This is a genomic window from Sphingomonas sp. Ant20, assembly GCF_000783375.1.
GTDB classification, from domain to species: domain Bacteria; phylum Pseudomonadota; class Alphaproteobacteria; order Sphingomonadales; family Sphingomonadaceae; genus Sphingomonas; species Sphingomonas aerolata.
In genome coordinates this window covers 1-13009 of sequence record NZ_JRVI01000243.1, presented here as the reverse complement: position 1 = coordinate 13009, position 13009 = coordinate 1, and the positions used below count along the sequence as shown (strand labels likewise).

The 13009-nt window shown below is 67.5% G+C and carries 7 protein-coding genes and 5 pseudogenes; 8 read left to right on the top strand and 4 right to left on the bottom strand.

What is annotated here, in order from left to right:
• Positions 1-78 precede the first annotated feature (78 nt).
• The 4 genes and pseudogenes from NI18_RS28180 to glmS form a co-directional block, all read left to right on the top strand.
• Positions 79-185, top strand: a pseudogene (locus tag NI18_RS28180) (hypothetical protein); the annotation flags it as partial.
• Between the two features lie 206 nt (positions 186-391).
• Positions 392-526 (top strand): annotated as a pseudogene (locus NI18_RS28175) (hypothetical protein); the annotation flags it as partial.
• Positions 522-683, top strand: coding sequence for a hypothetical protein (locus tag NI18_RS28170; protein WP_347574891.1), 162 nt, complete (start codon positions 522-524; stop codon positions 681-683). The pseudogene NI18_RS28175 and the gene NI18_RS28170, both read left to right, overlap by 5 nt.
• Before the next feature lie 95 nt (positions 684-778).
• Positions 779-2602 (top strand): glutamine--fructose-6-phosphate transaminase (isomerizing), encoded by a 1824-nt coding sequence (glmS, locus tag NI18_RS19350; protein ID WP_037532477.1) that lies wholly within the window; start codon positions 779-781, stop codon positions 2600-2602.
• 12 nt (positions 2603-2614) lie between these two features.
• Here glmS and NI18_RS19345 read toward each other — a convergent pair whose 3' ends face one another.
• Positions 2615-4372 (bottom strand): EAL domain-containing protein, encoded by a 1758-nt coding sequence (locus NI18_RS19345; protein ID WP_306286539.1) that lies wholly within the window; start codon positions 4370-4372, stop codon positions 2615-2617.
• A gap of 182 nt (positions 4373-4554) precedes the next feature.
• Between NI18_RS19345 and NI18_RS19340 the strand changes: the two are divergent.
• Positions 4555-5482, top strand: a pseudogene (locus NI18_RS19340) (ROK family protein).
• 292 nt (positions 5483-5774) lie between these two features.
• The gene (locus tag NI18_RS19335; RefSeq protein WP_347574890.1) at positions 5775-7406 is read left to right on the top strand and encodes an EAL domain-containing protein; all 1632 of its coding nucleotides are present in this window, start codon (positions 5775-5777) and stop codon (positions 7404-7406) included.
• 27 nt (positions 7407-7433) lie between these two features.
• Here the strand turns inward: NI18_RS19335 and dinB are convergent, their stop codons facing one another.
• Positions 7434-8522 carry a DNA polymerase IV gene (gene dinB / locus NI18_RS19330; RefSeq protein WP_037532475.1) on the bottom strand — a complete coding sequence of 363 codons (1089 nt, stop codon included), beginning with the start codon at positions 8520-8522 and terminating at the stop codon, positions 7434-7436.
• A 147-nt stretch (positions 8523-8669) separates the two neighbouring features.
• Between dinB and NI18_RS19325 the strand changes: the two genes are divergently transcribed.
• On the top strand, positions 8670-10064 hold the full coding sequence (locus tag NI18_RS19325; RefSeq protein WP_084215314.1) for a phospholipase D-like domain-containing protein: 1395 nt from the start codon (positions 8670-8672) through the stop codon (positions 10062-10064).
• A 36-nt stretch (positions 10065-10100) separates the two neighbouring features.
• Here NI18_RS19325 and NI18_RS19320 read toward each other — a convergent pair.
• Both NI18_RS19320 and NI18_RS19315 read right to left on the bottom strand, forming a co-directional pair.
• Positions 10101-11778: pseudogene (locus tag NI18_RS19320) on the bottom strand (formate--tetrahydrofolate ligase).
• A 4-nt stretch (positions 11779-11782) separates the two neighbouring features.
• Positions 11783-12635: pseudogene (locus tag NI18_RS19315) on the bottom strand (ABC transporter permease).
• Between the two features lie 86 nt (positions 12636-12721).
• On the opposite strand from NI18_RS19315, the gene NI18_RS19310 reads away from it, so the two are divergent.
• The coding region (locus NI18_RS19310; RefSeq protein ID WP_037532469.1) for a GcrA family cell cycle regulator at positions 12722-13009 on the top strand (288 nt) is incomplete at its 3' end.

The window sequence follows — 13009 nt, the reverse complement described above, 5'->3', positions numbered from 1 at the left end:
GAGGTGGCGGGCGTCAACAGTCGCGGCGAGCTCGCCGCGGTTGAGGCGGCCTGGCAGGCGACGCGCCGTGCCGCCGCGATGGCGGACGGCGCGACGCTGATCGCGCCCGACACGGTCTGGTTCGCGCACGACACCTTGCTCGGGCGTGACGTGACGATCGAGCCGAACGTCGTGTTCGGCCCCGGTGTTCGCGTCGCGGATGGCGCCGTCATCCATGCCTTCAGCCATGTCGAGGGCGCGAAGATCGGCGAGAAGGCGGATGTCGGCCCGTTCGCGCGCCTGCGGCCCGGGGCGGATCTCGGCGCCGGATCACGCGTCGGCAATTTCGTCGAAGTAAAGAAGGCGACGATTGGCGTCGGCGCGAAGGTCAATCATCTGAGCTATATCGGCGATGCGAGATCGGCGCGCGCGCGAACATCGGCGCGGGCACGATCACCTGCAATTACGACGGTTACTTCAAATACCGTACCGTCGTCGGCGAGGACGCATTCATCGGCTCGAATTCCGCGCTGGTCGCGCCGGTGATCGTCGGCCGCGGCGCGATCGTCGCGGCGGGGTCGGTGCTCACGCGCGACGTCGACGCCGACGCACTCGCGCTCGTCCGTCCGCCCCAGGTCGACAAGCCCGGCTGGGCGGCGCGATTCCGCGAAATGATGGTGGCCCGCAAAGCCGCTCGTCGGTGACGCCCCGCGCGACCGATCGCACGCGGTTCCCGACCTGACCAGATCATGCGGAGCGTGTCGCACGCCTCGCTCGACAAGACGAATGGATAGATAGCATGTGTGGCATCGTGGGAATCCTGAGCACTGACGACGTTGCCGAGCGGTTGCTCGACGGTCTCAAGCGGCTCGAATATCGCGGCTATGACTCGGCCGGCATCGCGACCGATCATGACGGCGCGATCGAGCGGCGGCGCGCATCGGGCAAGCTGGTCAACCTCGCCAACGAGCTCGCCTCGCATCCGCTGCCCGGCAGGACCGGCATCGCGCACACGCGCTGGGCGACGCATGGCGGACCGACCACCAACAACGCGCATCCGCACGCGACCGGCGAGGTCGCGGTCGTCCACAACGGCATCATCGAGAATTTCAAACCGCTGCGCGACGAACTGATCGCGCGCGGCCGGACCTTCACCAGCGAGACCGACACCGAAGTCGTCGCGCATCTGATCAGCGAAAAGGTCGAGGCCGGCAGCGATCCGATCTCGGCGGTGCGCGAGATCCTGCCGCGGCTGCACGGCGCGTTCGCGTTAGCGATCCTCTTCCGCCAGCATCCCGACCTGCTGATCGGCGCGCGGCTCGGCTCGCCTTTGGTCGTCGGCCACGGCGAGGGCGAGATGTTCCTCGGGTCGGACGCGCTCGCGCTCGCGCCGCTGACTCAGCGTATCGCCTATCTCGACGAAGGCGACTGGGTCGTGCTGACGCGCGACGGCGCGCAGGTCTATGACCGCGACAACGCGCCCGTCGAGCGCGCGATCACGCTGTCGGGGATCACCGGCGAGGTGATCTCGAAGGGCAACCACAAGCATTACATGCTCAAGGAGATCTACGAGCAGCCGATCGTCGTCGCGCAGACGCTGCGTTCGTATCTGAAGCGGATGGAGGGCGAGGTCTCGCTGCCGATCCCCGAATTCGACCTGTCGACCATCAAGCGCGTGACGATCGTCGCGTGCGGGACGAGCTTCTATGCGGGCATGGTCGCCAAATACTGGTTCGAACAGTTCGCGCGCGTGCCCGTCGACCTCGATGTCGCGTCCGAGTTTCGTTACCGCGCGCCGGTGATGGAGGAGGGCGGCCTTGCGCTGTTCATCTCGCAATCGGGCGAGACCGCGGACACGCTGGCCGCGCTGCGCCACGCCAAGGCCGAGGGGCAGAAGATCGCGGTTGTCGTCAACGTGCCGACCAGCAGCATGGCACGCGAGGCGGACCTGTTGCTGCCGACGCATGCCGGCCCCGAGATCGGCGTCGCGTCGACCAAGGCGTTCACCTGCCAGCTTGCGGTGCTTGCCGCGCTCGCGGCCAATCTGGCGCGCGCGAAGGGCCTCCTGACCCGCGAGCAGGAGCGCGAGATCGTCCGTCACCTCGCCGAGGCGCCCGCCGCGCTCAACGGCGCGCTCGCCTATGACGAGGCGATCGAGGCGATGGCGCACACCGTCGCGGGTGCGCGCGACGTGCTGTATCTCGGGCGCGGTACGGATTATCCGCTCGCGCTGGAGGGTGCGCTGAAGCTAAAGGAAATCAGCTATATCCACGCCGAGGGCTATGCCGCGGGCGAGATGAAGCACGGCCCGATCGCGTTGATCGACGAGCATGTGCCCGTCATCGTCATCGCACCGTCGGGGCCGCTGTTCGACAAGACCGTCAGCAACATGCAGGAGGTGATGGCGCGCGGTGGCAAGGTCGTGCTGATCAGCGACTATGACGGCATCCAGGCGGCGGGCGAGGGCTGCATGGCAACGATCACCATGCCCAAGGTCCACCCGCTGATCGCGCCTCTGGTCTATGCGGTGCCGGTCCAGCTGCTCGCCTACCACGTCGCAGTGCTCAAGGGGACCGACGTCGATCAGCCGCGCAACTTGGCGAAGTCGGTCACCGTCGAATAAGGGCGCCGCGGCTCAGGCCGCCTCGCGGTGGGGCAATGGCGGCATCTGGTCGTCGCCATTGAACCGCGCGATCCAGGGCAGGACGTCCTGCGCTTCGAGCGGGCGGGCGAAGACATAGCCCTGTGCCTCGTCGCACGCCATCCGCGTCAGCGTGTCGACGGCGCCGACGGTCTCCACGCCCTCGGCGACCACGCGGAAGCCGAGCTTCTTCGACAGCGAGATCATCGTCGCGATCACCGTCCGGCTGCGGGCGTCGTCGGTGTCGAGCGGGTCGACGAACGACTTGTCGATCTTGACCACGCTCGCGGGCAGCGTCTGGAGATAGGCCAGGCTGCTGTGGCCGGTCCCGAAATCGTCGATCGCGACGCGGACCCCGGTCGCCGCCAGTGCCTCGAGCCTGGCGAGCGATTGCGCCGAATTCTCCATCATCGCGCTTTCGGTCACCTCGACTTCGAGCATGTCGGGCGCGACATTGTGCGCGTCGAGCGCCGCGGCGATTGCCGCGACGAGTCCGTCCTCGTCGAGATTGGTCGCCGAGATGTTGATCGACAGAGGCAGCGAGACGCCACACGCCTGCCACGCCGCCAGCTGACTCAGGGCGGTGTCGAGGACGAATGCGGTGGTCGGCTTGGCCAGCGTGGTCCGTTCGACGATCGGGATGAACTCCGCGGGCGATACGTCGCCCAGCGTCGGGTCGTTCCAGCGCAGCAACGCTTCCGCCCCGACGCAGCGACGTGATCCGAGGTCGATCCGCGGCTGATAGACCAGGCGGAGCGACGCGCCGTCCTCCAGCGCTGTGCCGAACGCGCTGAGCAACACGATATTGCGCCGGTATTCGGAATCGTTCGACGTCGCATAGACGCTGATCAGGCTGTCCTTGGCCTGCGCATCCTGCGCGGCGCTGTGCGCGGCGCGCAGGATTTCCTGTGACCGGATCGCGCCCAGCGTCACGGGGACGATCCCGGCCGCCATCGTCGTCACGAACCGCGCGATCGAGCCCGCGGCACTGACCGCGAGCCCGGCGCTCACCACGTCGAGATAGCCGGGCATGGTCGCACCCGGCGAGGACAGGAAGGCAAACTGGGTCGCGGCCACGTGATAGAGCGTTCGCGCGGATCCCAGTTGCTCGCGCAAGGTCCGCGCCGATTCCTTGACGAGCGTTTCGATATAGCCGGCGCCCATCACCCGGATCAGCGCATTCAGTTGGTCGGCACGGGCGAGGTCGAGCAGCACGACGAAGCGCTGCTCGCCGGGCGTGTCACGCGCCAGGTCGTCGAGATCTTCCAGAAACCGGAAGCGGTTGGGTAGCGCGCTGACCGGATCGACCCGCCCGACCGCATGCTGGAGGTCGATCTGCGCCATGACCATCGCCGCAAGGTCGGTCAGCGCGGCAAGCTCCTCGGGCGAGGCGGTTCGGGGTTCGGCGCCCAGCACGCAGAGCGACCCGAGCCCATGGCCCTCCCGCGTGATCAGCGGCGCACCCGCATAGAAACGGATGCCGGACTGCGCGAGCGGGCTGTTGGCATAGAAGCCGTCGGCCGCCAGGTCGGGTATCACCAGCCCCTGCGTCGTCTCGGCGACCTCCGCGCACGGGGCCTTGGCCCGCGCGATGTGGTCGTGCGTGATCCCGACGCGCGACTTGAACCATTGCCGGTCGGTATCGGTCAGCGAGATTGCGGCGATCGGCAACCCAAAGATCTGGCCCGCCATCCGGGTGATGCGATCGAAGCTTTCGCTGGCGCTGGTGTCGAGCAGGCGCAATTGGCGCAATGCATCAAGCCGTGCCGCCTCTTCATCGCCCGCATTTCTATGCTCCAGTCGCCAGCATTATGCGCAACGAGTCGACTTGCGCGATAGACTTATGTTGTTAACATGGAGTAAATTACAGCAACTTGACGGATCTGCCCCGCCGGACGAATTGCTGCAGCCAAAGCATTGGTTTGGGGACAGGGATGAGCGAAATACCATTGGTGGCCGGGATCGAACTTGGCGGGACCAAGTGCATCTGCATCCTGGCGCGAGGGCCCGATGCGATCGAGGAAATCGTACGAATTCCGACAACTCGCCCCCGATGAGACGCTCGCCGCGATCGAAGCCGTGCTCGACCGCTGGAGCGGATTCGTCGCGATCGGAATTGCGAGCTTTGGCCCGGTCGGGATCGACCGGCGCGGTGGTGACTACGGCCATATCACCTCGACGCCCAAGCCCGGTTGGGCGGGGACCGACGTCGCCGGGCGCCTGCAGCGTCGCTATGCGGTGCCGACCGGCTTCCATACCGACGTCGTCGGCGCGGCGCTGGCCGAGGCACGCTGGGGCGCGGCGCAGGGCCTGGCGGATATCGCCTATGTGACGGTCGGCACCGGGGTCGGCGCGGGGCTGATCGCGGGGCATCGACCGGTCGACGGGCTGATGCATTCGGAACTCGGGCATATCCGGCCGGTCCGAACGCCGGGCGACGACTGGATCGGCAGTTGCCCGTTTCACGGCGCCTGCCTCGAGGGACTCGTGTCGGGGCCGGCGATCGCCGCGCGGCTCGGCCATCCCGCCGATGAGGCCCCCGCCGATCATCCGGTCTGGACGGGCGTCGCGGAGGCGCTTGGCCAGTTGTGCCACACGCTCGTGCTCACCGGGATTCCGCGCAGGATCGTCATCGGTGGCGGGGTAATGGGCGCCGGCCATCTGTTTCCGCGGGTCCGTGCCGCGCTGACGCGCAGTCTCGGGGGGTATATCGCATTGCCCGAGCCGACGCTGGTCGATACGTTCGTCGTACCGCCGGCACTCGGCGGCAATGCCGGCCCGCTCGGCGCGATTATCCTTGGTGGCCAAGCGCTTGGTGACTCGGTCGGAGGGTCGGGAAGCTCGGCCTTCATGTCATATTAATTACAGATGCCTACCCACCGGGCCGCGCGATAGGGCCTGGAAAACCGCCTATACGGGCGGGGTCAGGTATCGCGAGGAACGGTGTCCGATGCGTATTCTGATTGTCGACGACGAACCCGGAGTTCATGACGACTAGGCCCGTGCGATTCTCGGGACGGAACCGGCGGCGGCTGACCCGCAGGCCGACGCGTTTTCGATAACCTCCGTCGGGACCGGCATCGACGCGATCGCCGCGGTCGAATCCGCCATCGCCGAGCCCGCGCCGTTCGCGGTCGCCTTCCTCGATCTGCAGATGGCGTCGGGGCTCGACGTCTGCGAGACGGCGCGCCGGATCCGTGAACTGGACCCCGACATCAATTTCGTGATCGTCACCGCGCTCGACGGTGCCTCGCTCGCCGGGATCGCCAAGGTGGCCGGGCCGGTCGACAAGGTCTTCCATATCGCCAAGCCGTTCGTCGGCGCCGAGCTGCGCCAGACCGCGCTGGCACTGACGCAGCGCTGGCAGTTCGACCATGACTGCAACGCGGTGCGTGCAGCGCTCGTGCGGCAGGTGGCGCAGCTCGAGGTCCGGGCCGCCGAGCTGGCGGCCAATGAAAGCCGTGCGATCCATCTGGCGACGCATGATTCGCTGACCGACGCGCCCAACCGGCTGGCGTTCCTCCGCGCGCTTGCCGAACGCACCCGCGCGGATGGGTGGTTCGCGACGGTGATGATCGATCTCGACCGGTTCAAGCTGGTCAACGACACGCTGGGGCACCTTGCCGGCGACGCGCTGATCCGCGAGATCTGCGCGATCCTCGGCCGGTCCTCGCCCGAGGGTGCGCTGGTCGCGCGGCTTGGCGGCGACGAATTCGGTGTGTTGTTCAGCACTGCGGACGAGACCAGCGCCTTGCTCGCCTGCGAACGGATGATCGCGGCCTGTTCGGTCAGCCTCCAGGTCTTTGGCAGTTCCGTCCAGGGCGGCGCCTCGGCCGGGCTGGTCGTGACGCATGGCGGGCAGGGCAGCGACCCGGTCGACGTCATGCGGCGGGCCGATCTCGCGCTCAACGACGCCAAACGGAGCGGCCGGCGCATGGCGCGCGTGTTCGACGAGAGCATGGACGAGGATATCCGCTTCCGCCGGCGCGTTGAAAGCGGGCTCGGCGAAGCGATCGCAAACAACGAGCTCAGCCTGGTGTTCCAGCCGATCGTGTCGCGCGAATCGATCGAAGTGGTCGGGTTCGAGGCGCTGCTGCGCTGGAACACGATGGCTTACGGCCCGATCAGCCCGGGCCTGTTCATGCCGATCGCGGAGGAATCGAACCTCATCCACGATCTGGGCGACTGGGTGCTGCGCAACGCGCTCGCGGTCCTGACACAGTGGCCGGGGCAGTATGTCTCGGTCAATTTCAGCCAGCGACAGTTCCGGCGCCACCATTTCGTCGACTATGTCAGCGAGAGCGTCCGCCGTGCCGGGGTGGATCCCGGCCGGTTGCAGATCGAGATTACCGAGACCGCGATCTTCGACGATGCCGAGCGTGCGGCAGAGACGCTGGGCGCACTGCGCCGCATGGGGTTCCGCATCGCGCTCGACGATTTCGGGACGGGCTATTCGAGCCTGCACAACATCCGCACCTTCGCGCTCGACTGCCTGAAGATCGACCGCAGCTTCATTGAGGGGATGGGCCGCGAGCGCGAAAGCGCGGCGATCGTTCATTCGATCATCAGTCTGGGCCGCGCACTCGGCATCGGGGTCATCGCCGAAGGGGTTGAGACCGAGGCGCAGGTTCAGGCCTTGCGCCTGGCGGGGGCCAGCCATCTCCAGGGCTTCTTCTTCTCGCACCCGGTACCTGCTGCGATCGCCCGGACCATGGCGGAAGCACGCGGTCTCGGCGGGGATCCCGCCGCTGCGCCCCGCGTCATGGCACCGTCGCAGGGCGTCTGACCCCACACCCGCGAATCGAGCGGTGGGTTAGAGCAGGACGGGCTGCGCGTCGTCCGGCTCGTCGCCGACCAGCCCCGACAGGGTGAGGCCGAGCAGGCGGACGCCCTGCGGTACCGGAAGCTGCGCCATCAGCAGGTCCAGTCCGGCGGCGACGAACGCAGCCTTGTCGACCACCGCGGCGCTCGACGAGCGGGCGCGCGTGATCGTCCGGAAATCGGCATGGCGCAGTTTCAGCGTGACCGTCCGCCCGCGCGTGGCGTGCCGCTCGATCCGCACCCACGCCGCATCCGCAACCCGGTGCAACGCCTCGCGCAGCGCTGCCGGATCGCTCAGATTGGTCTCGAACGTCCGCTCCGCACCGACCGACTTGGCGGCACGGTTGACGCGCACCGGGCGGTGATCGATCCCGCGTGCTGCCCCGTACAGATAGTCCGCATAGCTGCCGAAATGCGCCTGGAGGAACGCCAGCGGGCGTTCGAGCAGATCTGCGCCGGTCAGGATGCCGAGCTGTTCCATGCGCTTGGCGGTGACCGGGCCGACGCCGTGGAACCGCTTGACCGGCAGCGACGCGACGAACGCGGCCCCGCGCTTCGGCGTGATGACGCAGATCCCGTCGGGCTTGTTCTGGTCCGACGCCAGCTTGGCGATGAACTTGTTGTAGCTGACCCCGGCGGAGGCGGTCAGCCCGGTATCGGCCTTGATCCGCGCGCGGATTTCCTCGGCGATCGCCTGCGCCGATCCGACCCCGCGGATATCGGCGGTGACGTCGAGATACGCCTCGTCGAGCGACAGCGGTTCGACGAGCGGGGTGAAATGCGCGAAGATCGCCCGGATCTGGTCGGATACCGCGCGGTACACGTCGAAGCGCGGCGGCACGAAGACGAGATCGGGACAGCGCCTGAGCGCGGTGACCGACGGCATCGCGCTGTGCACCCCGAAGGTCCGCGCCTCGTAGCTCGCGGCAGCGACCACCCCGCGCGCGCGCGAACCGCCCACCGCGACCGGCCGTCCCTTCAATGTCGGGTCGTCGCGCTGTTCGACCGAGGCATAGAAGGCGTCCATGTCGACATGGATGATCTTGCGCTGCACCGGCGGCGGGGTAGGAGAAGCGGCCATCTGCACCGCAGATAGGTTCTGACGATGCGCGGAAACAGAGCGTCGTTACGGCGTTGAACGAATTCGGCCGGGCGCAAGCGGCGACGACAAGGGGACCTGGACGTGCGGATCGGAACCGAATGCTGGCGTATCGAACGCGCGGACCAGATGTCCGTGATCGTCGATGCGGAGGAATATTTCCGCCAGGCGCGCGTCGCCATGCTCAACGCCAAGCGGCGGATCATGCTGATCGGCTGGGATTTCGATGCGCGGATCCAGCTCGAACCCGGGGTCGACCGCCCCGGCGAACCGCCGACGCTCGGCGCCTTCATCCTGTGGCTGGTCGAACGCGAGCCCGAGCTCGAGATCTTCCTGCTCCGCTGGGACACCGGTGCGATCAAGTCGCTGTTCCGCGGCTCGACCCTGTTCACGATGCTGAAGTGGATGCGGCACCCGCGTATTCACACCAAGCTCGACGGGCATCATCCGACCGCGGGGTCGCATCACCAGAAGATCGTGATCATCGACGACTGCCTCGCCTTTTGTGGCGGGATCGACATGACCGGCGACCGCTGGGACACGCGCGAGCATCGCCATGACGATGCGCGGCGGCGGCGTCCCTCGGGCCGTCCCTACAAGCCGTGGCACGACGCGATCAGCGCGGTCGCAGGCCCTGTCGCGACCGCATTGGGGCAGCTGTTCCGCGACCGCTGGGTGCTGGCCGGCGGCGTGCCGATCGCCGAGGCGAACCCTGGCGCGGCGTGCTGGCCCGACGAGCTCGGCGTGCATTTCCGCGATGTCGACGTCGCGATCGCGCGGACCGAACCCGAAATGGACGATCAGGTCCCGGTGCATGAGAGCGAGGCGTTGTTCCTCGCGCAGATCGCCGGTGCCAAACGGCATCTCTATATCGAGAGCCAGTATTTCGCGTCGCGCAAGATCGCCGAGGCGGTCGCACGCCGTCTCGACGAGGCGGACGGGCCCGAGATCGTGATCATCAACCCGGTGACTGCGCAGGGGTGGCTCGAGCCGATCGCGATGGACACTGCGCGCGCGCGCCTCATGACCGCGCTGGCGCACCGCGACGTCCACAAGCGACTGCGCATGTATCATCCCTACACCAGCGGCGGGGAGGCGATCTATTGCCATGCCAAGATCCTGATCGCGGACGACCAGATCTTCCGGCTCGGGTCGTCGAACATGAACAACCGTTCGCTGCGGCTCGACACCGAATGCGACCTCGCGATCCGCGCGCATGACGAGGCGACGAGCACGGGGATCACCGCGATCCGCAACGACCTGATCGCCGAGCATCTGGCGGTCGATGTCGAGGTGGTGACCACGATGATCGCCGAGACCGGGTCGCTGATCGAGACGATCGAGCGGCTGCGCGGGCAGGGCAAGTCACTGCGCGCCTATGAGGCGCCCGATCTGACCGCGGTCGAGGAATGGCTGGCGGACAATGAGGTGCTCGATCCCGAGGGGCCCGAGGAGATGTTCGAGAGCTTCGCGAAGCGCGGCCTGTTCCGCCGCCTCCGCCACCGCCGCCCGAAGAAGAAGTGAGCGATCCTCCCCCGCTAGGGGGAGGATCAGATTAGATTAGAACAGCCCTTCGATCAGCCCATCCGCATCGAGCCGGATCGCTTCGGCTGCGGGAACGCGCGGGAGGCCAGGCATCGTCATGATCTCGCCGCAGATCGCGACGACGAAGCCCGCGCCCGCCGCCAGCCGAACCTCGCGCACCGGCACGATATGCCCGGTCGGCGCGCCGAGCAGCGCGGGGTCGCTCGAGAAGCTGTACTGCGTCTTGGCAAGGCAGACGGGCAGGTGGCCATAGCGGCATCCTCCCAGCGCTTGAGCTGCGCGAGCACGCTGGGCTCGGCGACCGCATGTTCCGCGCGGTAGATCCGCCGGGCGACCGTGTCGATCTTGTCGAACAGCGACAGATCGTCACCATAAAGCGGCGCGAAATTCGCGGCATGCGTGTCGCACAGCTCGGCCACCGCGTCGGCGAGCTTGGTTGCCCCCGCGCCGCCCTCGGCCCAGTGGCGGCACAGGATCGCGCGGGCGCCGTGCGCGCTCGCCGCCTCGTGCACGACCGCGATCTCGGCCTCGCTGTCGGTATGGAAATGGTTGATCGCGACGACCGCGGGAACGCCGAACTGGCGGATATTCTCGATATGGCGGACGAGATTGACCGCACCGCGCCGGACCGCCTCGACGTCCTCCGCGCCGAGATCGGCCTTGGCGACCCCGCCGTTCATCTTGAGCGCGCGGACTGTCGCGACGATCACCACCGCATCGGGGGACAGCCCCGCCTGGCGGCATTTGATGTCGAAGAACTTCTCCGCGCCCAGATCCGCGCCGAAGCCCGCCTCGGTCACGACATAGTCGCCCAGCGCCAGCGCCGCGCGCGTCGCGATCAGCGAGTTGCAGCCATGCGCGATATTGGCGAACGGCCCGCCGTGAAGGAAGGCAGGGTTGCCCTCGAGCGTCTGGACGAGGTTCGGCTTGATCGCCTCGGCCAGCAGGACCGCCATCGCGCCGTCCGCCTTCAGGTCGCGCGCGGTGATGGGGCTGCGATCGCGCGTGTAGGCGACGACGATGTCACCCAGCCGCCGCTCCATGTCCGCGAGATTTTCGCTGAGGCACAGGATCGCCATGACCTCGGAGGCGACGGTGATGTCGAACCCCGATTCGCGCGGATAGCCGTTGGCAACTCCGCCGATCGACTGGACGATGTCACGCAGCGCACGGTCGTTCATGTCGAGCACGCGGCGCCACACCACGCGCCGCACGTCGATCTGCAGCGCGTTGCCCCAATGGATATGATTGTCGATCATCGCCGCGAGCAGGTTGTGCGCCGCGGTGATCGCGTGGAAATCGCCGGTGAAATGGAGGTTGATGTCCTCCATCGGCGCGACCTGTGCCCGCCCGCCGCCGGTCGCGCCGCCCTTGGTCCCGAAGCACGGCCCGAGCGACGGTTCGCGCAGCGCCAGCACCGTCTTGCGCCCCGTCAGGTTCAGCGCATCAGCCAGCCCGACCGAGGTCGTCGTCTTGCCCTCGCCCGCGGCGTCGGGTTGATCGCGGTGACGAGCACCAGCCGGCCGCGTTGCGCCCCCTCGCGGCGGCCATGCGCTTCGAGCCAGTCGAGTGCGATCTTGGCCTTGAACCGGCCGTAAGGCTCGACCGCGTCGTCGGGGATGCCGAGCGCGTCGGCAACCCGCGCGATGGGGCGCAGCGCGACGCTGCGGGCGATGGCAATGTCGGTTGTCATGGGGCTAGTTCTTCAGTTTCCAGCCGCTTTTGAGCAGCATGTAGCACAGGGTGGCGAGCACGACGTCGATCGCCAGGATGACGACGCCGCCGACGATCACCGGCGAATCGGCAACGCCAGAAAGCCGTAGCGAAAGCCCGAGATGATGTAGAAGAACGGATTGACGTGGCTGAACGCGCGGAACGCGGGCGCCAACGTGTCGACCGAATAGAAGGTGCCCGACAGCAGCGAGAGCGGCGCGACGACGAAGTTGGTGACCGCGGCGGCATGGTCGAACTTGTCCGCCCAGATCGACGTCAGCACGCCGAGCAGCGCGAGGAAGGTCGCGCCAAGCAGGCCGAACCACAGGATCGCGAGCGGCGCATGCGGCGTAACGTGCACGCCCGGATACAGCGCCATCGCCGCCCAGACGACGCACCCGACCAGCACCGCACGGGTCACCGCACCGCCGACCAGCGCTGCGAGCAGCTCGGCGGTCGACAGCGGCGGCTGAAGATAGTCGACGATCGTGCCCTGCATCTTGCCGACGAGCAGCGAGAAGCTCGCATTGGCGAAGGCGGGGCCCATCATGCCCTGGCTGATGATCAGCCGGGGGCGATGAAATCGGCGAACATCACGGTCTCGCCGCCGACCAGCACGGGGCGTTTGGCGCCCGTCGCGATGGTGAAAACGATCAGGAACAGCAATGTCGTCATCGCCGGCGCCCACACCGTCTGCAGCTGGACCTTGAAGAACCGGCGCACCTCCTTGATATAGAGGGTACGAAGTCCCTCCCAGTTCACGTTGCGAATGACGGGAACGCCGGGGGCGGATTGCACCGCCGACTGGATTTCACCGATTGGGGGCTGGCTGCTCATGGGGGTTGCGGGTAATCGCTGCCGCTGTCGCCCGCAACCCGGTTGACGAAGACTATACCGGCCGACCCGAAGACTGAGGAACGAACATGTCCTGGACCGACGAGCGTATCGAGACGCTCAAGACGATGTGGGAAGCCGGCCAGACCGCCAGCCAGATCGCCGAAGCGCTGGGTGGCGTCAGCCGCAACGCCGTGATCGGCAAGGCGCACCGCCTTGAGCTTCAGGCGCGCCCGTCGCCGGTGAAGCCCAACGATCCCGACGCGAAGAACGCAGAAGCGAAGGTCGCGGAGGCGAAGGCGGCCGAGGCCAGGCCGGCCGAGTCGCCCGTCGTCGACACGCCGCCCGCGGTCGCCGCCGAACCTGTCGCCGCAGCG

Excerpts from the sequence above, each read along its gene's own strand:
- glmS (WP_037532477.1), top strand. The coding sequence starts at position 779 with ATGTGTGGCATCGTGGGAATCCTGAGCACTGACGACGTTGCCGAGCGG.
- NI18_RS19335 (WP_347574890.1), top strand. The coding sequence starts at position 5,775 with ATGGCGTCGGGGCTCGACGTCTGCGAGACGGCGCGCCGGATCCGTGAA.
- dinB (WP_037532475.1), bottom strand. The coding sequence starts at position 8,522 with ATGGCCGCTTCTCCTACCCCGCCGCCGGTGCAGCGCAAGATCATCCAT.
- NI18_RS19325 (WP_084215314.1), top strand. The coding sequence starts at position 8,670 with ATGTCCGTGATCGTCGATGCGGAGGAATATTTCCGCCAGGCGCGCGTC.